Origin of the sequence: Yersinia pekkanenii (genome assembly GCF_001152565.1) — a bacterium.
Classification (GTDB): Bacteria; Pseudomonadota; Gammaproteobacteria; order Enterobacterales; family Enterobacteriaceae; genus Yersinia; species Yersinia pekkanenii.
On sequence record NZ_CQAZ01000018.1, the window covers coordinates 1 to 24,029 of the forward strand.

Here is a 24,029-nt window from a genome sequence, read left to right on the forward strand (position 1 = left end):
ACAGATCATATCCAACTGCCCATTGGGGAAGCAAAAGCGCATGCGGGTCAGTGCATTGGTGCTAAAACGCAAGCGAGCCAGCCCTGAGAGTTCTGCCGACCAGTTGTTAGGCATATCACCGTACATTGCATCAAGGAATAGCGGGTAACTGTCACTGCTTAATACCGCCTCCACTTCACGCGCGCACATTTGGGCGGTTTCGATATCCCATTGAGGCGTGATCCCTGCATGAGCCATGATCAATTTTAGCTCGTTATCAACCTGTAAAACCGGTTGGCGACGGAGCCAATTGATCAGCGAGTCTGCATCAGGTGCCTCCAGTAGCGGAGTGATACGATCTTTGGGTTTATTGCGGCTAATACCCGCATACACCGCCAGTAAATGTAGGTCATGGTTGCCTAGCACCATACGAAGCGCTGACCCTAACGAGCGGACATAACGTAAAACATCCAGTGAAGCCGGGCCACGGGCCACTAAATCACCGGTTAGCCACAAAGTATCTTGCTGTGGACAAAAATCCACCTGCGCTAACAGCGCAAGCAATTCATCAAGACAGCCATGAACATCGCCAATAAGATAAGTAGACATAGTTGAGGTCAGGTTAATGGATCAATGCTGGGATCGCTAAGCGGAACACCGGAATTGCAGTACGGAAGGCCTGACCAAGGTGATCAACCATCTCATAATGCCCTTCCATAGTGCCCAGCGGAGTTTCCAGAACGGCGCCGCTGGTATATTGAAACTCATTACCTGGCAGGATCAGCGGCTGTTCGCCGATAACCCCTTCGCCCTGAACTTCAGTCTGTCGGCCATTACTATTAGTGATTAACCAATAGCGACCAATCAGTTGCACATTTGAACGGCCCAAATTGCGAATCGTCACGGTATAGGCGAAGACAAAACGCTCTTCATCGGGTATCGACTGAGTTTCCACATAGATACTTTGCACCTGTACACAAACTCGGGGCTGTTCAATCATTATGTGCTCCTGCTTATTCTTGCGGTGTTGATTGAGCTGAAAGCCAGTTAGCCAGCTTACAGTATTGCGCGACAGAAATATTCTCTGCCCGCAGTATCGGGTCAATACCTAATTCTATTAACTGATCTGATGTGAATAGATCACCTAAGCTGTTACGGACCGTTTTTCTGCGCTGGTTGAATGCTTGCGTAGTAATGCGGGTAAGCATACGAACATCACCCACCGGATTTGGCATATTCACATGTGGAATAAGACGTACCACGGCGGAATCAACTTTCGGCGCTGGGGTAAACGCAGTTGGCGGTACTTCTAGTACCGGGATAACGTTGCAATAATATTGCGCCATTACCGTCAGGCGGCCATACGCTTTACTGTTAGGCCCCGCCACCAGGCGGTTAACCACCTCTTTTTGCAACATGAAATGCATGTCACGGATAGCCGTATTATAGCTGAAAAGATGGAACATCAGCGGGGTGGAAATGTTGTAAGGCAAGTTACCAAACACCCGTAATGGCTGGCCTGCAAGCTCCGCTAATTCAGAAAAATTGACTTTCATCGCATCTTGTTGATGGATGGTCAATTTGTCTTTTAGTTGAGGATGGTTGGCCAGACGAGCGGCCAGATCGCGATCCAGCTCGATCACTGTCATGTGATCCATACGCGCGGCTACCGGTTCGGTTAATGCGCCTAAACCGGGGCCAATCTCAACCACCGCTTCACCGGGGACAGGGTGAATGGCGGAGACAATACTGTCGATGACAAACTGATCGTTTAAAAAGTTTTGTCCAAAACGTTTGCGGGCAAAATGCCCTTGGTGGACTCTATTATTCATTGCTGTTATTTATCATTTTAATGGCTAAGTTTAATGCCGTAATGAAACTGCCGACATCTGCAGAACCGGTTGCGGCGAGTTCTAAAGCGGTGCCGTGATCCACAGAAGTGCGGATAAAAGGCAAACCGAGAGTGATATTTACTGCCCGACCAAACCCTTGATATTTCAGCACTGGCAGCCCTTGATCATGGTACATCGCCAGAACCGCATCTGCATGTTGCAGATATTTGGGCTGAAATAGTGTGTCTGCGGGGAGTGGGCCGATAAGATTTATCCCTTGCTGGCGCAGTGCATCCAACGCAGGAATGATGGTATCGATTTCTTCATGGCCCATATGGCCACCTTCACCGGCATGGGGATTAAGCCCACAGACATAGATTTGCGGCTGGCTAATGCCAAATTTGGTTTTCAGATCATTATCAAGAATAGTGATCACTTCATGCAAGCTAGCCTGAGTGATGGCTCCCGGTACCGCCAACAAAGGCAGATGCGTGGTCGCCAGAGCGACACGCAGCTCTTCAGTTGCCAGCATCATCACTACCCGCGAGCAGTGACTACGATCGGCAAAGAATTCGGTGTGCCCGATAAAAGGGATACCGGCATCATTGATAATGCTTTTCTGTACCGGGCCGGTAACCAAGGCTGCAAATTCGCCGCTTATCGCGCCATCACAAGCCTTGTCCAATGTTTCCACTACATAGTGGCTGTTTTTGACATCAAGCTTGCCTGGTGTCACTTCAACGGCGGTTTTAACCGGTAAAATGGTGAGTGAGCCGGCTTGTTGTGCTATTGCAGGCTGATCTGGCTGATACTCGCGCAATTTTAGGGGCAAGCTAAGCTGAGCGGCTCGTGCAAATAACAACACTGGATCAGCGCACACCACTAACTCAACCGGCCAATCCTGTTGAGCCAGGGCAACGACTAAATCGGGGCCAACCCCGGCAGGTTCGCCGGGGGTAATGACAATACGATTATTGTGGTTGTGCATTACTACCATCAAGAATTTTTACATAAGCAGCAGCACGCTGCTCTTGCATCCAAGTTTGAGCTTCTTCAGCAAACTTACGGCTAAAGAGCATACGGTACGCCCGATCTTTCTGCGCTGCATCAGTTTTGTCTACCTGACGGGTATCAACAACCTGAATTAAATGCCAGCCGAAAGAAGAATGAACCGGTGCGCTGATTTCACCTTTTTGCAGTTTCATCAAGGCATCACGGAACGCTGGGTCATAGATGTCTGGTGATGCCCAACCCAGGTCACCTCCTTGCATCGCAGAACCTGGGTCCTGAGAGATCTCTTTGGCAATCGTAGCGAAGCTGGATTTACCACTCTTAATATCTGCTGCTGCGGCCGTTAATTTGACACGAGCCTGATCGTCGGTCATTACCGGTGAAGGTTTCAGCAAGATGTGGCGTGCGTGAACTTCAGTAACCGAAACGGTTTTATCCGCACCACGGATATCATTCACTTTCAGAATGTGGAAGCCGACACCAGAACGGATGGGGCCAACAACATCACCTTTGTTGGCAGATTGCAAACTCTCAGCAAACAGAGAAGGCAGCTCCTGCAATTTACCCCAACCCATTTGGCCGCCTTTCAGCGCCTGAGAGTCAGCGGAGTTGGCGATAGCCAATTTACCAAAATCAGCACCACCTTTAATGTCGGAGACTAACTTTTTAGCCAAATCTTCAGCCTGATCAACTTGCTGCTGAGATGGGTTTTCCGGTAAGGGGATCAGGATATGGCTGAGGTTCAGCTCAGTATCACCGCTGGTTTGGCTACCAATTTGTTTGGCCAGAGATTCAACTTCCTGTGGCAGGATGGTTATCCGGCGGCGCACTTCATTATTACGCACTTCAGACGTCAGCATTTCCTTGCGGATTTGCTCGCGGTAAGTGTCGTAATTGAGGCCATCAGCGGCCAAACGGCTGCGCATCTGAGCTGATGTCATGTGGTTTTGCGCGGCAATATCAGCAATAGCTTTATCCAGCGCTTCGTCACTGACAGTAATGCCCATTTTTTTAGCCATCTGCAACTGGATATTATCCATGATCAGGCGTTCAAGAATCTGATGGCGCAACGTTGCATCATCAGGAACTTGTTGCCCGGACTGCTGTGCATTCAGTTTCACTGATTGTAACAGGCCATCGACATCACTTTGCAGCACTACGCCGTTATCGACCACGGCGGCAACTTTATCAACTTCTTGTGGTGCTGCGAACGCGGTATTGGCACAGACAACCAATCCGAGAATAAGCGTTCTCCAGTTCTTCATACCTTTTCCATTTATGTAATCCGCTATTGCGGGTTAAAGTTCACTGTATTCAGTGTGTTACACAGTATCAGAATGCGCTTTGATAAGGCAGAATACCCGAGCGCAGCATTTGTGCAGTACCCAGGCTGTGGTCGCTGCTCAAACCACGTAATTCGATGTTAAAGCCAATCTTGTTGTCATACTTACTGGTTTTACTTTGTGAATTCCAGCCCGTAATCTTACGCTCATAACCCAAGTTTATCGCCCAACAGCAGGTGTTGTATTGTAAGCCTACTAACTGGCTGGCAGGCTGATTGGCTTTGGTATCGTAGTAATAAGAGCCGACCAACGCCCAACGATCGGCAATCGGCCAACTGGCGGTAGTACCAATCTGAGAGATACCTTGTTGATAACCAGGACTTTTCACATTGGACACGGCCGCCTGAATATATTCCGGGCTGGCATAGCGATAATTCAATTGGATCATACGCTCTGAGTCTTTCCTATACTCCATTAGCGCATTACCGAGGGTCAAACTCCCCAGCCGGGTATCATACTGCGCGCCGCCTTTTAGCCCCACTTGATCGCTGATCCGCCAGAATGTATCGCCAGCCCAAACAAGGCTACCAGTCTCATCACTGTTATCAATAGTTTCGCGATTACCGGTGCGCGAACGGCTGAAGTAATAGATTTGACCCACAGAAACATTAAAACGTTCAACCAGCGCATCATCATATATGCGTGAGGTCAAACCGGTGGATACCTGATTCGCAGAGGCTATGCGGTCTAGGCCACTGTAGGTGCGATCACGGAACAGACCAGAGTAATCTGACTGCATCAACGTGGTGTCGTAAATATAGATATCATCCTGATTCCGGTACGGAACATAGAGGTACTGCGCGCGTGGTTCCAGTGTTTGGGTGTAGCCTTCGCTCCAATCCATTGGTCGGTCAAATACCACTTTGCCATCAACTTTAAATTGCGGCATCACTCTATTGACTGAGTCTTTCAGGTCAGGAACTATCGCGTTCTGGCCATTCTGGCTTTTATAGTTATTGGCAAACCCAGTGGGGATATCTTGCTGGTAATGGGTGGCCAGCAATTTAGCTTCGGTATTCAGGCTGCCCCAGTTGTTGGCCAATGGCAGGTTAATTGACGGCTCGATATGGAAACGGCTGGCTTCTGGGTTCTCTGGATTGACGCTGGTGAATTTGGCCGCCTGACCATAGACATGCAGATCAAACGGGCCAACGTCGTTTTTATAGTAGTTCATGTCTAGCTGTGGCTGGGCACGGTAAGCATTACTATTACCGACGTCAGTAAACACCTGGAATTGCTTGGAGGCCAAAGTGGCATTCCAGTTTTGATCAGCATAGCCGACACTGAATATCTGTGTCGCATAGCCATCAGTGGTTGAACCATATTGCGATGTTAAATCGGTAAAGTAATCGGGGTCACTAACACGGGTATAGTTGACGTTGAAACGCCAGACTTTATTCATCACACCGGAATGGTTCCAGTAGTACAACCAGCGGGTGGTGTCTTTATCCGCGCCATCGGTGCCATGGTATAAGCGATCACTCGGTAGCCAATCTAACGCCATAGTACCGGAGCCAGGAGCGAGCAGGTAGCGGAACTCATTTTGCCACTGCAAGCCACGTCTTTCCATATAGTGAGGTGTAATGGTGGCATCAAAGTTTGGCGCAATATTCCAGTAGTACGGCAACATAAATTCGATGCCGTTATTACTGGTGAATTTAGCATTGGGGATCAGGAAGCCTGAACGGCGTTTATCACCGATCGGTAATTGCATATAAGGGCTATAGAACACCGGCACGTTGCCAATCTTAAAGCGGGCATTCCAGATCTCTGCCACTTGCTCTTCACGGTCATGGATAACTTCTGAACCCACGACACTCCAGCTATTATCACCCGGTAGACAGGAGGTAAAGGTCCCGTTTTCTAAAATGGTATAGCGGTTCTCACCCCGTAATTTCATCAAATCTGCATCACCACGCCCCTGACGACCGACCATCTGATATTTGCCTTTATCCATATCAGTGTCTTTGGTATTCAGGTTTGACCAGCCTTTCGGGCCTTTCAGCTTGATTTGTGGATCGTCATAATTAACGTCACCAGTGGCCGTCACCGTACGCACCGGGATAGCTTCACCGGTCTGTGTCAGCTCAACCTGATTAGCCGTTAGGGTGCGGTTACCTTGCTGGACAATGACATTACCCGTGAACAGGGCATTATCCGGGTAATTGGCTTCGGTTTTATCCGCATTGATACGGACCGGTAGCTGATTGGGATCACCGGTGACCAATGGTTGGTCATAGGTCGGCACACCAAGCATACATTGCTCAGCGAGACCAGCCAGCGATTGCTGGCTATATAGTGCCGTCCATACCAATGTGGCCAGCAGTGTTGGGAATCTTTTTTTCATACGCGGTTTTGGTGTTCCGTCATCGGGGGGCATCATGCCGGCAAACGGTCTGAGACTATATTACTCATCACAGTTGCGCTAGTGTTAAATCCGGCCGTTTACGCGTCTCGTTGTTAGGCGCTGGGCTCAATGCCGAGTATGATAATGCAAATTTTGACTGACGGCATAATGAATTGAGGAGTATATGCAGTATTGGGGAAAACTGCTCGGTCTGGTATTGGGCTTAATGTCCGGTGCCGGTTTCTTGGGTGCGGTACTGGGGTTGCTTGTCGGCCATATGGTGGACAGGGTGCGAAGCACGAAGCGCCGCGGCTTTTTTGCCGATCAACAAACACGACAATTAATTTTTTTCCGAGCCACTTTTCAGGTTATGGGGCATTTAACCAAGGCTAAAGGGCGGGTTACGGAGGTTGATATTCAACTTGCCAGTCAATTGATGGATAGAATGCAATTGCACGGTGAGGCCCGAATAGCGGCACAGCAAGCGTTCCGCGAGGGGAAAGAGAGCGGGTTCCCGTTGCGTGAAAGATTGCAGGAGCTGCGCGGCGTTTGTTTTGGTCGTTTTGATTTAATTAGGATGTTTCTGGAAATTCAGTTACAGGCGGCATTTGCCGATGGTTCGTTGCATCCTAACGAGCGGCAGGTGTTGTATGTCATTGCTGAAGAACTGGGGATTTCCCGCGGTCAGTTTGATCAATTCCTGAGTATGATTGAAGGGGGGCGTCAGTTTGGTGGGCACGGCGGTTGGCAGGGCCAGCAAGGTGGGTACTCTCAGGGTGGCTACCAGCAAGCGTCTAATGGCCCGACATTAGAGGATGCCTGCAAGGTCTTGGGGATTAACAGTACTGATGACAGTGTGTCCATCAAGCGTGCTTATCGTAAGCTAATGGGGGAGCATCATCCGGATAAATTGGTGGCAAAAGGTTTGCCGCCAGAAATGATGGAGATGGCAAAACAGAAAGCCCAAGAGATTCAAGCCGCTTATGATTTGATTAAGCGTGAGAAGGGATTTAAGTAAACCTTCGTGATTTAATATAAAAGATGCCTGCCGACAGGCATCTTTCATCTTTTTTAAAAACTAAACACGATATTAAAATATCGGAGAAGCAATGATTGTTGCTGTTTCAAGTATAACTAAGAGTTTGCCAATACTGGGTAACTCTACATTTACCCGATCATGTTGATCAGTTTTGAAAGTCGCAATAGCCTCAGATAATGAATTATTACTTTCTGAGGCTGTCAGGCAACTATTTTCTCCTTCCGTTATGAGTGAAGATGAATATTGGTAATGTAGTTCTTTAATATTATCAAAACTGATTTCAGAGTCATTATCCCCGTGTTTATTCTTCTGTTGTGGAACATAAGCGCCAAGCTTGCTATAAAAGGTCATCGAATCTGCAGCACCAAAGTGAGTATTACGTTCATATATCATTTCATTATCAACAGAGATTTTAATCGATGGGTGATCTCTATGCATTACCATTTCGATAGTGACATGATGATATTGGCCTAATTCAATTTTATTTAGCGCTATATTCTCATTCTGATAAGTCTTACCATTATATTCAGCAGTGACTGAATGTTGATTAACGGTATTTATTGTTACCACTAACATACCATCTTGTTTTATGTGCAACGAGAAGGGAGGGCGGTCGCCACCCAATGTCTTCATGCTACCATGCAGTTCTCTTACCTGAAATAGAATAAGATCCTTAGGCAGGGATGTGGGCTTAAAGTCAAATGAGTATGTTGATTTGGTATCTATTCTGATCGGTCTAAAATTAGATATTTCAGAGCGATAATTCCCTTTCTCTTTAGGTAAATAAAAAGTTATATCATTATCGGTTTCATGGGATCCATTTTTGGGCTGGATGATGATATTCTTCAATTCTAAGGCGTTGGAAATCTCTCTTTTTCTTTCTGCTTGCTGGGTGTTACTTTTAGCATGCCAATTTTGTGTGTTGGTATTCATGCTGACTGAATATCCTGATAATGCTTTTACACTATTTTGATCAAATCTATGGATATGACTTCTTATCTTATTTCCTTCATTGGTCATTGAGTCGTCAGATTTGTCACTACAAGACACTACATTCGGCATAATAACATTCCTTCATTTACCTGTAATTGAAGTGATATTATTACTTGGTCTGTTGTTTTGACGTTTATTTGTGGTTTTAAAAGTTTATATTAATTCTCAGAATTTTTTATATTTAATGAGACTCCATCCTAATTTAGGCGTGAAAAAATCTGTCAAGTCTCATATCGATTAATAACTATTAAAAACTGACCTCACATTTAAAATGCATCGCTGTCCCAAACTCCGGATGAGTAATACATAGCTCCTGTGCATGTAACTGCAACCGGGATGCCATCGCTTTGGCCTCTGGATGGGCATAGAAGCCATCGCCAAGGATCGGATGACCCATTGCCAGCATATGAACCCGTAATTGATGTGAACGGCCGGTGATCGGGGATAACTTCACTCGAGTACTGCCATCAGCATCGCGTGAAAGTACCTGATACTCGGTTTGTGCAGACTTACCGGTTTCATAGCAGACTTTCTGTTTTGGCCGGTTCGGCCAGTCGCAGATTAGAGGCAGATCAATCAGACCTTCATCTTGTGCCAGATGCCCCCATACGCGTGCGATATAAGACTTTTTCGGTTCGCGTTCACGAAATTGACGCTTAAGCTCACGTTCAGCCGCTTTGGTCAACGCAACCACAATCACACCACTGGTCGCCATATCCAGCCGATGTACGGATTCTGCCGCTGGGAAATCAGCCTGAACACGGGTCATCACACTGTCTTTATTCTCAGGTGCACGGCCGGGTACGGAAAGCAACCCACTCGGTTTATTGACTACCATGATGTGCTCATCCTGATACAAAACTATCAAATCCATCTATTTCTACCTGTTATTAATAAAGTTTTATTGTGTATTCGTTTGATTTTATGTGTTTTTAATTTAACGTATCTTGTTGTCTCAAAACCCTCTTCTATGGTTATACCCACCCTCTAACTCACAAGCTCACCCAAATTAAGATAGGGCACTTTCCCGACATCACCCTTGCACAAGCGAGAGCTAAACTCCAAGACCTAAAGCAAGTTAAGAATGAAGGGCACGGCCCTGCAACTGAAATCAAAGCGGAAAAACAACAAAAGCATTAAGTCGAAATGGCTATGCAACAAGCGGTCTTTACTGTCAGCGATTAGGTTGAATTTTACCTGACCCAGCGTATTGAAGACCGTCATGGGAAAGAGGGTAAAATTATTCCCTGAACAGGAAAGAAAGCGGGATAAGAAGCTGTGCGCCGTATTCTGACTAAAGATGTTGTCGATAACATCGCTGAAAAGATAACGAAGGATATCACAAGAAAAGAGGTAATCGACATTGTGATGGCAGTAATTCAACGTGGTGCTAACATATTGGCGGGGATACTTCTTCGTGAGCTGTGCTCAGCCTATGAATTTGCCCTAGGCTTAACCTCGTGCGCCCTTTCATATGTTGATTCCCGCCAACTCTTGGGGTTCACTTCAATGCGCGAGAACCATCCTAACCCCGTTCAGGATTAGGATGGGGGAACCACTATTTTATTTTACACACATGTAAGAAAGAGTTGTATTAGAGGCCGAGTGAGTAAGGCCAGTATCGATATGGAAATCATTAGTATCTATTGACGTCCAAATGATCTGATTGGTTGGGAACGTGGGGAAACTTGGGTAGGCACTTAAGTTACCCCATTCACCGAATAACGAACCTACGCCACGAACATCTTGACCAGCCGATACTTCGCTATTGGTCGGCAATCTCATTCCTGCGTTGATACATGATGTATTAGCCTGCGCCCAGCTCAGTTCAGCTGAGTCAATGAGGCTTATCCAATAATTTAGCGTAAAGTCATAAGTGAATACTTTGCTACTGTCTTGTTTCCAGGTTGCCGTAATGGTCACTTTCCCACCCGGATTATCCTGGAGTGTAATGGCACCCGTGTTACTGACACTTACGTTAGGATTACTACTTACCCAATCATAGTCACTGTTAGCGTCGGTAATACCATGTGGCGATAATTGGAAATGAGTATTTTTAAATCCGGTGGTCGGGAAACCACTATTAATATTAAAGCCACTATACGTATTCGCTGGCGTATTCAATGTGGCTTTAGTGAAATCTGGATAGAAAGTTACCGGTTTATCTTGTGTACTCGTCACGTTCGCTGAGTTACTCATTGCTGCCGTCACCGTGCTGACAGTACCACCAACATTGGTCATAGAGAGGTCGGTGGTTACTTTACCGTTATCATCTGTTTTGGCTGAAGCTGTCTTTACTGTCACGCCGTTAGTGGCGGTAAACGTCACGGTCATATTAGCAACAGGATTTCCCTTTTTGTCCACAACAAGGGCTTGTACTTGGTTAGTTCCGCTTCCTGCGACTTGACCATCCACTTCTACCGTAAAGTTATTAGCCGTAATTTCTGCCGTGGCAGTATCTGCAATAAAGTTAATTTCTACGGTTTGTTCCTTGTCGTTGAGAGTTGCTTTCACCGTATAGCTTTTAGCCTGACTACTGATGATTTTTGCTGTTGCAACACCATTAGCATCTGTTGGGGTGACTTCACTAATTATCGCCCCGCTATCTGTGGTAAAAGCTACATTCACATTAGGTACGGTGTTACCAAATTTATCGATTACCGTCAGTTGAACTTTATTGGCGCTTACACCATCGGCTACCTGACCATTAGTGACCCACTGCAATTTATACTCATCACTGCCATCCAGCGTTGCAGTACCAGCATCTGGGATAAAGTTAACATCGATCTGTTGTGTTACCCCATTAAGTTCGGCCGTGACCGTATATGTATCCGCTTTGGCACTGGTGATTGTTGCTGTTGCTACCCCTTGTTTGTCGCTCAAGGTGGTTTTTGTAATTTTGGCATTATTACCAACAGTGAAATTGACTGGAACACCAGACAATTTATTGCCATAAGCATCAACCACCACGGCGTATATCTGGTTAGCAGCAGTATCATCTGCCAGGCTACCATTGGTGATGATTTGCAGGCTGCTCGTTTGCAACGTTGCAGTACTTTCATCAGCAATCAAAGTCACCTTGGTTCGCACATCGGCTAATGGCACCCCATTAATTTGGGTTGTAATATTAATCAGTTGTGGCTTACTTCCGGATGTGAGCGTTGCCTGATAGAGACCCGGAGCAGATTCAGTAATCTCCGTTAGAGTATGAGACACACTCTTTAATGGAACTGAGCGTGCTTTAGCCTTAGCCAGTTCTTCAGGTAATTCTACCAGTTCGAGAGAAAACGTCAGTTCATTGGCAATCCCGGTGATGGGTTGGTGAGCATTATCCTTAATATTGAATTCAATAACACTGCTTGCACTCGCATTTGCCGGCAGAATTTCTGGCGTAGCAACCAAGCCTGAGGTTTCAGTATTCACACCATGGTTATCTACCACGATATCGCTGTAAGCAACGGGAGAAGCATTACCAAGGGTGTCGTAAGCGATAGCACTAATACGATAAGTGTTATTACCCTCACCACCAGACAGATAGCTTGGTAATGTTATCTGCCAATTATTGCCGCTGCCGGTCATTTTTCCACCCGCTAGCGTTAAGGCACTGGCTTGCCATTCAATACGATCAATACCTTGTTGTGCTGTGGCATTTGCCACTAATGGCATAGTTTGTCTTGCCGCACCATTAACACGTACTGGTAACTCTAGGGTAACCAAATTCTGCTGACGGTATTGCATAACAATCTGATTATTACGATCGACCAGATTATAACGGCTACCAATTAAGCTACGTTTAATGGCGACGGCATCAGAATCGAGTTGATGCGCCAGAGGAGTACCAAATGCGTAGTTAACACCAAGATTAACCCGGGTGTCATTTATTCCTGCGCGCCCCATCTTATGGTCGACACCAACAGTAAATAAAGGAATTGGGGTATAATTCACCCCCATAGTGACCGCAATAGGGTTTTTCTGACGGTTATCCACACCAAACAAGCCGACTTCATCACCAAAATATTGTTCATATATCAGCTTCCCCCCCAATTGTGGCAAGGTTGGCAAATAAGCTTCACTGCGTAAATCAAAGCCGTTTGCGACTTTTTCATCATACTTATCAAGATCTGGCGAATTTTTCCAACCACTGACACCAACGTAACCGTTAGCGGCCAGATTAATAAAATCACTACCATATTCAGCACCGGCACCAATACGGGTATGGCTATAGCTTGCATCATGATCAACAAACAGGTTGTAGCCCAGCATTTGCTGTGCAAAGAAATGGCGCTGGCCCAAACCAAAATTCAATGTCACGCGGTCATCAATATAGCGAGTACCCAACTGAGTAAAGGTGAGCAACTCTGGGCTATCGGTTAGTGGCAGCAACACATCTAGTTGGCTACCTTTAAGGCTCAATTTTTCATCTAGATTAAGTTGTACTTTTGCACTACCAAATTGATTAAACCACTGTTGCAATGCTTCATTACCGGCACTGGCGGCGGTGCCGCGCGCAATGGAGCTAGCTTGTTTGGTTGAGTCACCCTCTGCCAATATTGATGCCAAACGTGTTGCTGCATTGGCAGTAGACTGCTCAGCCTGTGAGGCCGAGCGCTGCTTCTCATCTGAGACTACAGCGGTTTCAGCCGCCATTACCGCAGGAGTAAAAGCAATACTCAAAGGAAATATGGCTTGGATTACAATATTTGCCCAGATTACTGATTTTGAAATTCGGGTTTTATTTAACGGTTTGGTTTGATGTAGCGATGATATGCGATGCAGGTTCATACTTACTTATACTCTATAAATCAATGATTAATAATAAAATACGTTTATTTGTATTTTTATTTATGAATTAAGTGGCATTACTCCGATATATAAAATACGGAAGGTCCGCCATAAAATGGTGAAATTGTTGTTGTGACTGACGTCTGCGAGTGAATACGTATTGGCAAGAGATAAAAGTAGTCATATTAAGGCTCGTCGGTATTAACAACTTAATACTCAAGAGGTAATATGATTAATCTGATCACTTATTTACTAATAAAACAAACACTTACTGCATTGCTGTTACAGCAATTTATTGCAACATCCAATTTTTCTGGAATAGATTACAAGAGATACATTTGTGACACCATGAGTTAATTTAAGTTACAAATTTTATGGGCTATTAAATATTATTTAACATATTTTATATATCGGAATGCAAGAGAACTTGACGTAGGAATCTTCCTGCATTGAATTATATTTAATATTTTATTATTAGATGTGTGTTTTAAACCATTCTTAGAGGCCGGTTAGAATTGATGTCGATGGTATCTAAGCATTACAGCGGTGATAATCATAAGTTATTGTTCAGGGTGGTATAGTGTAAATGGAATACGACTCCGGTCGCCTAGATTAGAATTAATAAAGATTTAAAATCAGATGGTTAATTAAATATAGGCCAAAATTAAGGTCTTATGTCTTTATCAAATAAAGCCTTTAATTATCAACCCTATTATGGTGTTAATAGCGGATATGCAGCCAGGGGTCGCGTGGGGGGGATAGGGTTCCATTATCACTTCGGGAACAAACAGGTAAATCGTTCGTTTGAGGTAAAACTGGGCACAGTGTCCCAGTTTACCTCAAGATATTACTGGTGTGTGACCACAACCAGCCGGATAGCATCTAAACGCCAGCTTGCCTGATTTAGGTTTTCCAGTACCATTTTACGGTTATGTTCCAGTGCTTCTATTTCGTCATCACGAATATTTGGGTTAACCGCTTTCAGGGCTTCCAAACGTGCCAGTTCAGTGCTTAGCTTATCATCAGCTTCATGCTTCGCCGCTTCAATCAACAACTGTGCCTGCTCTTTAACCAGTGCCTCGGCCTGCTGCAACATGGCATGAACTTCTTGCTGCACGGCGTTGACCAACTTGCTAGAGGTATGGCGATTTATTGCATTCAGTTGGCGGTTGAAGCTTTCAAATTCAACCTGTGCGGCCAGATTAGTGCCGTTCTTGTCCATCAGCATCCGCACTGGGGTCGGTGGTAAGAAACGGGTCAATTGCAGGTGTTTTGGCGCTTGTGCTTCGACTACATAAACCAATTCAGCCAACAGTGTGCCTACTGGTAACGCTTTGTTTTTCAATAATGAAACAGCACAGCTACCGGTATCACCGGACAAGATCAAATCCAAACCATTACGGATGATCGGATGTTCCCAACTGACAAACTGGGCATCTTCCCGTGATAGAGCCTGCTCACGATCAAACGTCACGGTACAACCATCTTGCGGCAACCCTGGGAAGTCCGGTACCAGCATATGGTCAGAGGGGGTTAGCACTATCAAGTTATCACTGCGATCTTCTTGATTGATTCCAACAATATCGAACAGATTCAGGGCGAAACTGACCAAATTGACATCATTATCTTGATCGGCAATGGTCTGTGCCAGTTCTTGCCCATGCTCGCCACCGTTGGAATGCATTTCCAGTAGACGGTCACGGCCCTGTTCCAGTTGGAGTTTCAGTTCCTCATGCTGTTGGCGGCAAGTATGAATAAATTCATCCAGCCCTGCTTGCTCACTCGGCGTTGCCAGATAACCAATCAACTCTTGATAGCCGCTGTCATAAATGGTGCGACCGGTCGGGCAGGTATGCTCAAAAGCATCCAAACCTTCGTGATACCAACGGACTAATATGGCCTGCGCAGTATTTTCCAGATAAGGCACCATGATCTGGATTTCACGGTTCTGACCAATCCTGTCCAGGCGACCTATACGTTGTTCTAGCAAGTCTGGGTTAAAGGGCAGGTCAAACATCACCAATTGGCAGGCAAACTGAAAGTTACGCCCTTCGGAGCCGATTTCAGAACACAGCAACACCTGTGCGCCATCTTCTTCAGAGGCAAAATAGGCCGCCGCACGGTCACGTTCAATCAGTGATAGCCCTTCATGGAACACTGCGGAACGGATAGCTTCGCGCTCACGTAATACTTGTTCAAGTTGCAGCGCGGTGGCAGCCTGGGCGCAAATAACCAGTACTTTCTCATTACGGTTAGCAATCAGATAGTTAAGTAGCCATTCAACCCGGGGATCAAAGTTCCACCAGGTGGCATTCTCGCCTTCAAATTCCTGATAGATTTGTTCGGGATAAAGCATGTCTTTGGCACGGGCTTCCAGCGTTTTCTTCGCGCCCATGATGCCTGACACTTTAATCGCGGTCTGATATTGGGTCGGTAACGGCAGCTTGATCTGATGCAGAACGCGGTGCGGGAAACCTTTCACCCCATTACGGGTGTTACGGAACAAGATCCGGCTGGTACCATGCCGGTCCATTAGCATGGTGACCAGTTCATGACGGGCGGCTTCGCTGTCTTCACTTTGGCTGTTGGCTGCTTTTAGCAGTGGTTCGATATCTTGCTCAGCAATCAGTTCACCTAACAAATTCAGCTTATCGTCAGTCAAGCGCTCGCCACCCAACAGCAGGGTCACTGCATCGGCAATTGGGCGATATTTTTGCTGCTCATTAACGAACTCTTTGTAATCATGGAAGCGATCGGGATCCAGCAAGCGCAAGCGAGCAAAGTGACTCTGTTGGCCTAATTGTTCAGGAGTTGCTGTCAACAGCAACACGCCGGGAATATGTTCAGCCAATTGTTCAATGACTTGATATTCGCGGCTGGGTGCCTCTTCGCTCCAGGCCAGATGATGTGCCTCATCCACCACCAGCAGATCCCAGGATGCATCAGCCAGTTGTTCCAGGCGTTGTTTATTACGGCGCACAAAATCCAGTGAGCAGATAACCATTTGTTCGGTTTCAAACGGGTTAGTGCTGTCAAGCAGGGCTTCGGAATAACGGCTGTCATCAAACAGCGAGAAACGCAGATTGAAGCGGCGTAACATTTCGACTAACCACTGATGTTGCAGGCTTTCCGGTACCACAATCAGCACCCGTTCAGCGCGACCCGCCAATAGCTGTTGATTGATTATCATCCCGGCTTCGATAGTTTTACCCAGGCCCACTTCATCGGCCAGTAATACCCTTGGAGCATGGCGCTGGCCCACTTCATAAGCGATATGTAATTGATGTGGGATCAGGCTGGCACGGATGCCGCGTAGACCGCTCCATGGCAGGCGGAATTGCTCACTTTGATACTTACGGGCACGAAAACGCAGGGCAAAACGATCCATACGATCGATCTGACCGGCAAATAACCGATCCTGCGGTTTGCTAAACGTCAGTTTGCTATCGAGCAAAACTTCACGCATTGAGACGCCGCTTTCCTCAGTATCCAAACGGGTACCGATATAGGTAATCAGCCCATCCTCATGAGTCACTTCGTCCACGGTCAGCTGCCAGCCTTCGTGGTGAGTGATGGTATCGCCCGGATTGAACATTACCCGGGTGATTGGCGAGTCATTTCTAGCGTAAAGGCGGTTTTCACCGGTTGCGGGAAACAGTAAGGTGACCATGCGTACGTCAATGGCAACGACAGTACCTAATCCAAGTTCGCTTTCTGTGTCGCTGATCCAGCGTTGACCAAGTGTAAAAGGCATAAATTATCGGCTCGATTTTTTTGTGGGACAGTTATGGGTAGAAAAGTGCTTGTCAGTGCGATTGATGCGAATTTTGGCAAGGGCGCTATGGTAATGGAAGGCGAGCGCGGCGTCACCTGTAAACAGGTATATTACGATTAAAATAACCCCATTTGCCCGGTTATCAGGGCGGTGAAGTCATCATGTATAAAAGGAAGTATAGCGTCTGCAACCGGTTGTAACTGGCGTGTCAGGTAGTGATCGTAATCGATAGGGGATTGTCGGGTTTCTAATGGCTCTGGGCCAGCGGTGGTTATAACATAGCTTATCCAGCCGCCATTTTGATATTGCAGCGGGCGGCCAAGCTTGCGGTTAAACTCATCCGCCAGACGTGCTGCTCTGGCATGTGGCGGCACATTACGCTGATAATCATCCAGCCGTCGGCGTAGGCGCTTGCGGTAAATCAGTTGTTCATCCAGCTCGCCATTGAGGGTTCGGGCCACGTAATCCCGCACATAATCCTGGTAGGGCTGCTGCTGGAAAATACGCAGATACAGCTCCCGCTGGAATTGCTGGGCTAAGGGGGTCCAGTCGGTGCGAACGGTTTCCAGCCCTTTGTAGATCATCTGATCACCCGTCGGCGTTGAAATCAGTCCGGCATAGCGTTTTTTACTGCCTTGCTCCGCGCCCCGGATGGTTGGCATCAAAAAGCGCCGATAGTGAGTTTCAAATTCCAATTCCAGCGCACAGGGCAGGTCAAAGGTTTGTCGGATATGGTTTTGCCACCATTGATTCACCTGCCGTACCAATTCGTGACCAATACGTGATGCCTGTTCTTCGCTATGGGCACTTTTCAGCCAGACAAAGGTTGAGTCGGTATCGCCATAAATGACCTGATAGCCCTGTGCCTCAATCAATTCGCGGGTTTGTCGCATGATGTCATGGCCACGCAGGGTAATTGAAGATGCCAGCCTTGGATCAAAAAATCGGCAGCCACTGGAGCCCAGTACGCCATAAAAGGCATTCATAATGATTTTCAGTGCTTGCGATAACGGCTTGTTTTGCTGACGCTTGGCGGCTTCCCGCCCCTGCCAGATTTGGTTGACGATGGCTGGCAGGCAATGCTTCTCGCGCGCGAACCAGGCACCGCGAAAACCTGGGACCGAATGCAGTTCATCAGGGTGCTGCATACCTGCGACTAACCCGACGGGATCAATTAAAAAAGTGCGGATAATCGAGGGATACAGGCTTTTATAGTCAAGTACCAGTACCGAATCATACAAGCCGGGCTGAGAATCCATCACAAAGCCGCCGGGGCTATGCTCTTCCGGTAACTCACCTAAGTTGGGTGCAACATAGCCAATCCGGTGCATACGCGGCAGATAAAGATGGGTAAACGCGGCGACCGAACCGCCACTGCGATCGGCTGCCAGTCCGGTAACGGTTGAGCGCTCAAGTAAAAAACTGAGCAACTCGGTTTTGGCAAAAATCCGTGTTACCAACTCACAATCTTTTAAGTTATATCGGGCCAGTGCCGGTTTATCATTGGCGAAACGTTGATTGATTTCATCCATGCGTTGATAAGGACTATTGCTGGATTTACCCTCACCAAGCAAGCTCTGTGAGACAAATTCCAGACTAAATGACGGGAAGTTCCAGGTGGCGGATTTCAGCGCTTCGATGCCATCGATAATTAATCGCCCGGCTGCCGAGGCAAAAAAATGCCCTTGCTTAAAGCCGTGTTCACGCCATTCCAATAGGTTGCCACCACGGCCAAAGCGCAGCGGGATTTGATAACGGTCAGCATGCTTTTGCAGGACGCGTAAATCGAATTGCACCAGATTCCAGCCGATGATGGCATCAGGATTGTGTCGCTCCAGCCACTGATTCAGTTTTTCCAGCAACAATGGGCGGCTGGCGACATATTCCAGCTTGAAATCCAGCGCGGTTTCATCGGCAACCGGGCCATTGGGCGGCCCCAGCATGTAGACCTGACGCTGGCCACATCCTTCCAGACCAATACAATAAAGCTCGCCGTGTTCACTGGTTTCGATATCCAGTGACAGCAGCTTCAGTACCGGACGATAATCATCAGCCGGTTTCATTTGTGTATTGAGCAGCGGGCCGTTGCCATTATTTTCACCGCTGAACCAGACCGGCGCGGTAATGAACCGTTCCATCAGAAAACGTTCTGGCGGGCGAATGTCACCTTCGTAAACATTTACGCCACTTTCTCTGAGCAGTTTTTCCAGGCGGATTAACTGGCGATGTTGGGTACAATACAAGCCCAGAACCGGGCGTTGATGGAAGTCAGTCAGCGCCAAGGGGCGTAATTGCCAGCGGCGTTCATTATGCAGCACGGTTTCAGCCCGTTGCCGTTGTTCGGCCGGGATAAATGCCACTGATGGCTGAGGTGGCAGCCTGACCTGCTGCGGCCCTTCGTCGGTGGCTAACCAGAATTCTACTTCGGTGCCTGCCTGCGTGTCCCGCCAGTGGCGGGTTAGCAGGAAGCCCTGACGGGTTTGCCCCACAATGCTAACCTTTAATAAGGAAATGAATGAATCACGCTTGGATATTAAGTTTCCTTAGTATGGGTATTTATACAGTAATTGTCTATTCAATGGTTGCTTACCCTTAATTCATACAAATCGTTGATTGACTCATTTTGTGGCGCACCGGACAATCCCCCGCGCCTTAGCTTTGGGTGTTAACCAACGGACAAACTTATGGAATCCTATTTATTACATTTACTGACGCAATCGCTGGCTTTCACGCTATTTGTCGTCATGTTAGTCACTTTTCTCGAATCTTTAGCATTGGTAGGGATGTTACTGCCCGGCACGGTAATGATGACCAGTGTGGGCGCATTGATCGGCAGTGGCGAAGTGGGATTCTATACGGCCTGGGCCGCAGCCACCGTCGGCTGCTTGCTGGGGGATTGGATCTCGTACTTTATTGGCCGCCGCTTTAAAGAGCCGCTGCATCGCTGGTCTTTTCTGAAAAAACATAAATCGATGCTAAAGAAAACCGAACATGCGCTGCATAACCACAGCATGGCAACGGTACTACTAGGGCGCTTTATCGGCCCGGCGCGGCCTATTGTTCCTATGGTCGCGGGGATGCTAAATCTGCCGCCGGTAAAATTTGCGTTGCCGAATGTCATTGGTTGCCTGACCTGGCCGCCAGTCTATTTATTCCCCGGCATATTGGCTGGCGTGGCGATTGATATCCCGCAGAGTGCCAACAGCTTTATGTTTAAGTGGTTGTTGTTTGTGGTGGTCGTTCTGATTTGGTTGGCATTGTGGCTATCATGGCGCTGGTGGCGTTTTGGCAAGCGCAGCCCGGACAAACTGAGTCAGTGGCTACCGCTTACCCGCTTGCGCTGGGTAACGGTGTTGTCCATTGTGGTGGCAATAGCGAGCTTTGTCTGGCTACATATGCAGCCGATAATGCCGCTTTATCGTCATCTGTTGTGGAAAGTGCTAGCCGGATAATTTACGAGACAGTGATACCCAGCACACTGGCTTCTGGGGCGGTGCCGTTGACCAGTGCTTGTACTGGGCCGTCGTAGTAAATACGGCCATCGACCACCAACAAAGTACGATCGGCAATGCGGGCGGCATCATCCAGATTGTGCGATACCATCAACAACGTCAGTTGGCGGCTGGAGCACACTTGATCGACTAATTGCAGCATTTCGTTACGCAGTGCCGGGTCCAGCGCGGAAAAAGGCTCATCCAGTAACAGGATCGGCTGACTACGGACCAAACAGCGCGCCAGGGCTGCCCGCTGGCGCTGGCCGCCAGAAAGTTGCGCAGGCAACCTCCTCAAACACTCTGCTAATCCGACTTGTTGGGCAATCTGTTGTAGCGACAGCTTTTGCTTATCACTGAGTTTCAGCCCCGGATGTAGACCTAGCCCGATGTTCTGTTCGACACTCAAGTGCGAGAACAAATTATTCTCCTGAAACAGCATCGATACCGGCCTTTGAGCAGGCGGTGTCGTGGTGTGGTCCTGATTATTCAGGAGCATGCGGCCACTGGCTGGCGCTAAAAAACCAGCAATCAGGCTTAGTAGGGTACTTTTGCCCGCACCGCTTGGGCCAAGGATCGCCACCCGCTCACCAGGTTGAATACGTAAATCAAAACGCATCGGTAAGTGGTCATATAAATAGGTGATTTTCTCAAGGTTTAGCATGGCGGCTCGGCAGTCGTTCAATAAGAGTAAATAGCAGAAAACAGAGCAGCAGCAGCAGCAAGGCGGTCACTGCGCCATCGTTGCTGCGATAAGAACCTATCTGCTGATAAAGATAAAATGGCAAAGTGCGAAAGTGTTCATTACCAAATAGTGCCACCACACCAAAATCCCCGATGGAAAGCACACTGGCAAAGGCCAATGCCTGAGCCAGTGGGCGTTTAAGGGCGCTTAACTCAATATGGCGCAAACGGTGCCAGCCACGGATATCCAGCGATAAACATAGTGACGTATAGCGCTCGGCCAGATCCCGCATCGGGTTATCCAATACTTTCAATGCATAGGGTACCGCCATCAGTGCATTGGTCAGGATCACCAGCGCATAAGGGGATTGCGGTAAGCCCAGAGTATCGTTTAGCAATAAGAAAAAACCGGTCGCCAATACAATACCCGGCATGGCCAGGATCACCATGCCACTGACTTCCAATACCTGCCCGTAAGCCACCCGCTGGCGGAGCTTCAGCTCACGGCTGCTCCACAGTAACATCATGGTTAAGATCACACACAGCAATCCGGCCCCGATGGCAATGGTCAATGAGGTAAAGAAGGCTTGCCATAGCGCGGGTTGTTGCAATACGGTCAGTATTGTTTGATTACTGCCATCAATCACGACCGCCAGTAACGGCGGCACCATTAACAGCAAGGCGGCACCGATTAACAGCGTATCGCTGATGCGCGACCAGTAGCTATCCTGCTGGCTGCGCCAGGTTTGCCCATGGGTATTGCCTACCGCCAATACCGTGTTTAGCCGTTGGCTGAATATCACTAAACCAAGGCAACAGCTCAGTTGAATCAGTGCCAGTAATGCTGCGCGTGACAAATCATAGTCATAGCTTAGCGCCTGATAAATGGCCAGTTCGATGGTAGTGGCTTGTGGCCCGCCCCCGAGTGACAACACGGTGGCAAAACTGGCGAAGCACAGCATGAAAATCAGTGCGGCGGTGGGCAGGATTTGGCGACGCAGATAGGGCCACTCGACCCAGCGGAAATGCTGCCAGCCGTTCATCCCCAGTTGTGCCGCTAACTGGCGTTGTTCAACGGCGATGCTTCCCAGTGACTGCAATAGCAAGCGGGTCGCCAGCGGCATATTAAAGAAAATATGGGCCAGCAAAATGCCTTGTAAACCATAAGGCGAGAAGCGGTAATCCTCCCCCAACCAGCCGAACAGTGCCGCTAGCCAGCCTTGCCGACCATAAACTGTCAAGATACCAAACAGTGCGACTAACACCGGCAGCACTAGTGTCATGGCACATAAACGCAGCATCAGTTGGCGGCCGGGAAAGCGGCGGCGATACAAAGCGCGGGCCAGGAAAATAGCAGGCGTCACCGACAGCAAAGCGGATAAAAATGCCTGCCAGAAGGTAAAGCGAATCACATGCCACAGATAGCTGTCATGCCAGATGCTTTGCCAGTCTGCGGCGGGCGCGTGACGCCAGAGAGCGCTGAACGCCAGTATGGCGACACCGACGATCAGCAAGGCTGCCAGTAGCCCCGGCCACAACCACGGAGCGATTAACGGCTGACGGCGGATTGCCATGCCTGAATCCATTTGCCACGGTTATCAGCCACGTCTTTAGCATCAAACTGCAAGGCTTTTTGTGGCACGGTTAGGGTCTCAAATCCGGCGGGTAAATCCATTTTGATCACTGGATACATCCAGTTGCCGGTCGGGATATTTTCCTGAAACGCCGGTGTCACGATAAACTGCATAAAGCGCTGCGCCAGTTCCGGTTGTTTGCTGGAAGCGACTTGACCGGCGACCTCCACTTGCAGATAGTGGCCTTCGCTGAAATCGGCGGCGGCATAGTTACTTTTCTTCTCTTCAATCAGATGGTAAGCCGGAGAGGTGGTGTAGCTCAGCACCATATCCCCTTCACCTTTGAGGAACAGGCCATAAGCTTCGCTCCAACCCTTGGTGACAGTGACGGTTTTCTTTGCCAATTGCTGCCATGCTTGCGGCGCTTTATCACCGTACACTTTTTGCATCCACAGCATTAAGCCAAGGCCCGGTGTACTGGTGCGCGGGTCTTGATAAATTATCTTCCACGGTTCTTTACTACTCACCAGCTCTTGCAGGCTTTTCGGCGGGTTTTTCAGTTTGTCTTTGTTATACACAAAGGCAAAGTAGCCATAATCGTAAGGGACAAAGATCTTATTTTGCCACTTTTCCGGTAAGGTTAAATGGTGGGTATCCACCTGGCTTGGGGCAAATAACCCAGTTTGCTCAGCCGCCTGTACCAGATTGTTATCCAGGCCTAAAATCACATCGGCCTGACTATTTTTCCCTTCCATCCGCAGGCGATTGAGCAGAGAAACGCCGTCTTCCAGCGCCACAAATTTAAGCTGGCAATCGCATTCGGCTTCAAAGGCTTTTTTAATCGCCGGCCCCGGCCCCCAGTCGGCAGCAAAGGAATCATAGGTATAAACTGTTAGCGTCGGTTTATCGGCAGCAACAGCGGCCGCAGACAGCAAAAACAAGCAGGGAATAATGCGTTTGAACACTTTGCACTCCTTAAAGATAAAGGTGGCAAAGGTATCTGAGGCGGTAAATAACATCGATATTATGATAATGCGGCGTTATTTTTCTCAAATCCCTCCGCCGGTGTTAACCGGATCAGGTTCGACGGGTTTACTCTCAGCTAAATTGCAGTTTTATTGCAATCTGGCACCCCGTTGAGACTGCGCTATTGTAGAGTTTAATTTGGGCGGGTGAAAG

17 protein-coding genes, 1 pseudogene and 1 riboswitch are annotated in these 24,029 nt (G+C 47.9%); of the genes and pseudogenes, 4 read left to right on the plus strand and 14 right to left on the minus strand.

What is annotated here, in order from left to right:
- From apaH to lptD, 6 genes are all read right to left on the minus strand, one after another.
- A partial coding sequence (apaH, locus tag AEP37_RS10730; RefSeq protein WP_049613174.1) for a bis(5'-nucleosyl)-tetraphosphatase (symmetrical) ApaH occupies nt 1-588 on the minus strand: 588 nt, incomplete at its 3' end.
- Nucleotides 589-601: 13 nt separating this feature from the next.
- Complete coding sequence (gene apaG, locus AEP37_RS10735) at nt 602-979, minus strand: Co2+/Mg2+ efflux protein ApaG (protein ID WP_005193008.1); 378 nt, start codon at nt 977-979, stop codon at nt 602-604.
- A gap of 13 nt (nt 980-992) precedes the next feature.
- Complete coding sequence (rsmA, locus tag AEP37_RS10740) at nt 993-1,811, minus strand: 16S rRNA (adenine(1518)-N(6)/adenine(1519)-N(6))-dimethyltransferase RsmA (protein WP_049613177.1); 819 nt, start codon at nt 1,809-1,811, stop codon at nt 993-995.
- Nucleotides 1,804-2,799 carry a 4-hydroxythreonine-4-phosphate dehydrogenase PdxA gene (gene pdxA / locus AEP37_RS10745; protein ID WP_049613179.1) on the minus strand — a complete coding sequence of 332 codons (996 nt, stop codon included), beginning with the start codon at nt 2,797-2,799 and terminating at the stop codon, nt 1,804-1,806. Before pdxA ends, rsmA begins: the two co-directional genes overlap by 8 nt.
- Nucleotides 2,783-4,087 carry a peptidylprolyl isomerase SurA gene (gene surA / locus AEP37_RS10750; RefSeq protein WP_049613181.1) on the minus strand — a complete coding sequence of 435 codons (1,305 nt, stop codon included), beginning with the start codon at nt 4,085-4,087 and terminating at the stop codon, nt 2,783-2,785. Before surA ends, pdxA begins: the two co-directional genes overlap by 17 nt.
- Nucleotides 4,088-4,154: 67 nt before the next feature.
- Nucleotides 4,155-6,512 carry an LPS assembly protein LptD gene (lptD, locus tag AEP37_RS10755; protein WP_049613183.1) on the minus strand — a complete coding sequence of 786 codons (2,358 nt, stop codon included), beginning with the start codon at nt 6,510-6,512 and terminating at the stop codon, nt 4,155-4,157.
- 184 nt (nt 6,513-6,696) lie between these two features.
- On the opposite strand from lptD, the gene djlA reads away from it, so the two are divergent.
- On the plus strand, nt 6,697-7,530 hold the full coding sequence (gene djlA / locus AEP37_RS10760; protein ID WP_049613186.1) for a co-chaperone DjlA: 834 nt from the start codon (nt 6,697-6,699) through the stop codon (nt 7,528-7,530).
- A 72-nt stretch (nt 7,531-7,602) separates the two neighbouring features.
- Here the strand turns inward: djlA and AEP37_RS10765 are convergent, their stop codons facing one another.
- Nucleotides 7,603-8,613 (minus strand): heparin lyase I family protein, encoded by a 1,011-nt coding sequence (locus tag AEP37_RS10765; protein WP_049613188.1) that lies wholly within the window; start codon nt 8,611-8,613, stop codon nt 7,603-7,605.
- 178 nt (nt 8,614-8,791) lie between these two features.
- On the minus strand, nt 8,792-9,412 hold the full coding sequence (gene rluA / locus AEP37_RS10770) for a bifunctional tRNA pseudouridine(32) synthase/23S rRNA pseudouridine(746) synthase RluA (RefSeq protein ID WP_049613311.1): 621 nt from the start codon (nt 9,410-9,412) through the stop codon (nt 8,792-8,794).
- A gap of 101 nt (nt 9,413-9,513) precedes the next feature.
- Between rluA and AEP37_RS27880 the strand changes: the two are divergent.
- Both AEP37_RS27880 and AEP37_RS10775 read left to right on the plus strand, forming a co-directional pair.
- Nucleotides 9,514-9,684, plus strand: a pseudogene (locus tag AEP37_RS27880) (integrase arm-type DNA-binding domain-containing protein); the annotation flags it as partial.
- A 138-nt stretch (nt 9,685-9,822) separates the two neighbouring features.
- Nucleotides 9,823-10,089, plus strand: coding sequence for a hypothetical protein (locus AEP37_RS10775; RefSeq protein WP_049613190.1), 267 nt, complete (start codon nt 9,823-9,825; stop codon nt 10,087-10,089).
- Nucleotides 10,090-10,107: 18 nt separating this feature from the next.
- Here the strand turns inward: AEP37_RS10775 and AEP37_RS10780 are convergent, their stop codons facing one another.
- From AEP37_RS10780 to AEP37_RS10790, 3 genes are all read right to left on the minus strand, one after another.
- Nucleotides 10,108-13,326 carry an inverse autotransporter beta domain-containing protein gene (locus AEP37_RS10780; protein WP_082170770.1) on the minus strand — a complete coding sequence of 1,073 codons (3,219 nt, stop codon included), beginning with the start codon at nt 13,324-13,326 and terminating at the stop codon, nt 10,108-10,110.
- Nucleotides 13,327-14,173: 847 nt separating this feature from the next.
- Nucleotides 14,174-17,080, minus strand: coding sequence for an RNA polymerase-associated protein RapA (rapA, locus tag AEP37_RS10785; RefSeq protein ID WP_049613192.1), 2,907 nt, complete (start codon nt 17,078-17,080; stop codon nt 14,174-14,176).
- A 137-nt stretch (nt 17,081-17,217) separates the two neighbouring features.
- A complete protein-coding gene (locus AEP37_RS10790) occupies nt 17,218-19,590 on the minus strand; it encodes a DNA polymerase II (RefSeq protein ID WP_049613194.1) in 2,373 nt (790 codons plus the stop codon).
- A gap of 195 nt (nt 19,591-19,785) precedes the next feature.
- On the opposite strand from AEP37_RS10790, the gene AEP37_RS10795 reads away from it, so the two are divergent.
- Nucleotides 19,786-20,553 carry a DedA family protein gene (locus tag AEP37_RS10795; protein ID WP_049613196.1) on the plus strand — a complete coding sequence of 256 codons (768 nt, stop codon included), beginning with the start codon at nt 19,786-19,788 and terminating at the stop codon, nt 20,551-20,553.
- A 1-nt stretch (nt 20,554) separates the two neighbouring features.
- Here AEP37_RS10795 and thiQ read toward each other — a convergent pair whose 3' ends face one another.
- The 3 genes from thiQ to thiB are packed head-to-tail and all read right to left on the minus strand — an operon-like array spanning nt 20,555 to nt 23,815.
- Nucleotides 20,555-21,256: a thiamine ABC transporter ATP-binding protein ThiQ gene (gene thiQ, locus AEP37_RS10800; protein ID WP_049613198.1), complete on the minus strand. Its 702-nt coding sequence runs from the start codon at nt 21,254-21,256 to the stop codon at nt 20,555-20,557.
- Nucleotides 21,243-22,850 carry a thiamine/thiamine pyrophosphate ABC transporter permease ThiP gene (gene thiP, locus AEP37_RS10805; protein ID WP_049613199.1) on the minus strand — a complete coding sequence of 536 codons (1,608 nt, stop codon included), beginning with the start codon at nt 22,848-22,850 and terminating at the stop codon, nt 21,243-21,245. The genes thiQ and thiP overlap by 14 nt, the downstream gene beginning before the upstream one ends.
- Nucleotides 22,826-23,815: a thiamine ABC transporter substrate binding subunit gene (thiB, locus tag AEP37_RS10810; protein ID WP_049613200.1), complete on the minus strand. Its 990-nt coding sequence runs from the start codon at nt 23,813-23,815 to the stop codon at nt 22,826-22,828. The genes thiP and thiB overlap by 25 nt, the downstream gene beginning before the upstream one ends.
- Nucleotides 23,816-23,886: 71 nt before the next feature.
- Nucleotides 23,887-23,996, minus strand: a riboswitch (TPP riboswitch).
- Between the last annotated feature and the right edge of the window lie 33 nt (nt 23,997-24,029).

Coding starts and splice junctions, on each gene's coding strand:
- apaG (WP_005193008.1), bottom strand. CDS start 979: ATGATTGAACAGCCCCGAGTTTGTGTACAGGTGCAAAGTATCTATGTG.
- rsmA (WP_049613177.1), bottom strand. CDS start 1,811: ATGAATAATAGAGTCCACCAAGGGCATTTTGCCCGCAAACGTTTTGGA.
- pdxA (WP_049613179.1), bottom strand. CDS start 2,799: ATGCACAACCACAATAATCGTATTGTCATTACCCCCGGCGAACCTGCC.
- surA (WP_049613181.1), bottom strand. CDS start 4,087: ATGAAGAACTGGAGAACGCTTATTCTCGGATTGGTTGTCTGTGCCAAT.
- lptD (WP_049613183.1), bottom strand. CDS start 6,512: ATGAAAAAAAGATTCCCAACACTGCTGGCCACATTGGTATGGACGGCA.
- djlA (WP_049613186.1), top strand. CDS start 6,697: ATGCAGTATTGGGGAAAACTGCTCGGTCTGGTATTGGGCTTAATGTCC.
- AEP37_RS10765 (WP_049613188.1), bottom strand. CDS start 8,613: ATGCCGAATGTAGTGTCTTGTAGTGACAAATCTGACGACTCAATGACC.
- AEP37_RS10780 (WP_082170770.1), bottom strand. CDS start 13,326: ATGAACCTGCATCGCATATCATCGCTACATCAAACCAAACCGTTAAAT.
- rapA (WP_049613192.1), bottom strand. CDS start 17,080: ATGCCTTTTACACTTGGTCAACGCTGGATCAGCGACACAGAAAGCGAA.
- AEP37_RS10795 (WP_049613196.1), top strand. CDS start 19,786: ATGGAATCCTATTTATTACATTTACTGACGCAATCGCTGGCTTTCACG.
- thiQ (WP_049613198.1), bottom strand. CDS start 21,256: ATGCTAAACCTTGAGAAAATCACCTATTTATATGACCACTTACCGATG.
- thiP (WP_049613199.1), bottom strand. CDS start 22,850: ATGGCAATCCGCCGTCAGCCGTTAATCGCTCCGTGGTTGTGGCCGGGG.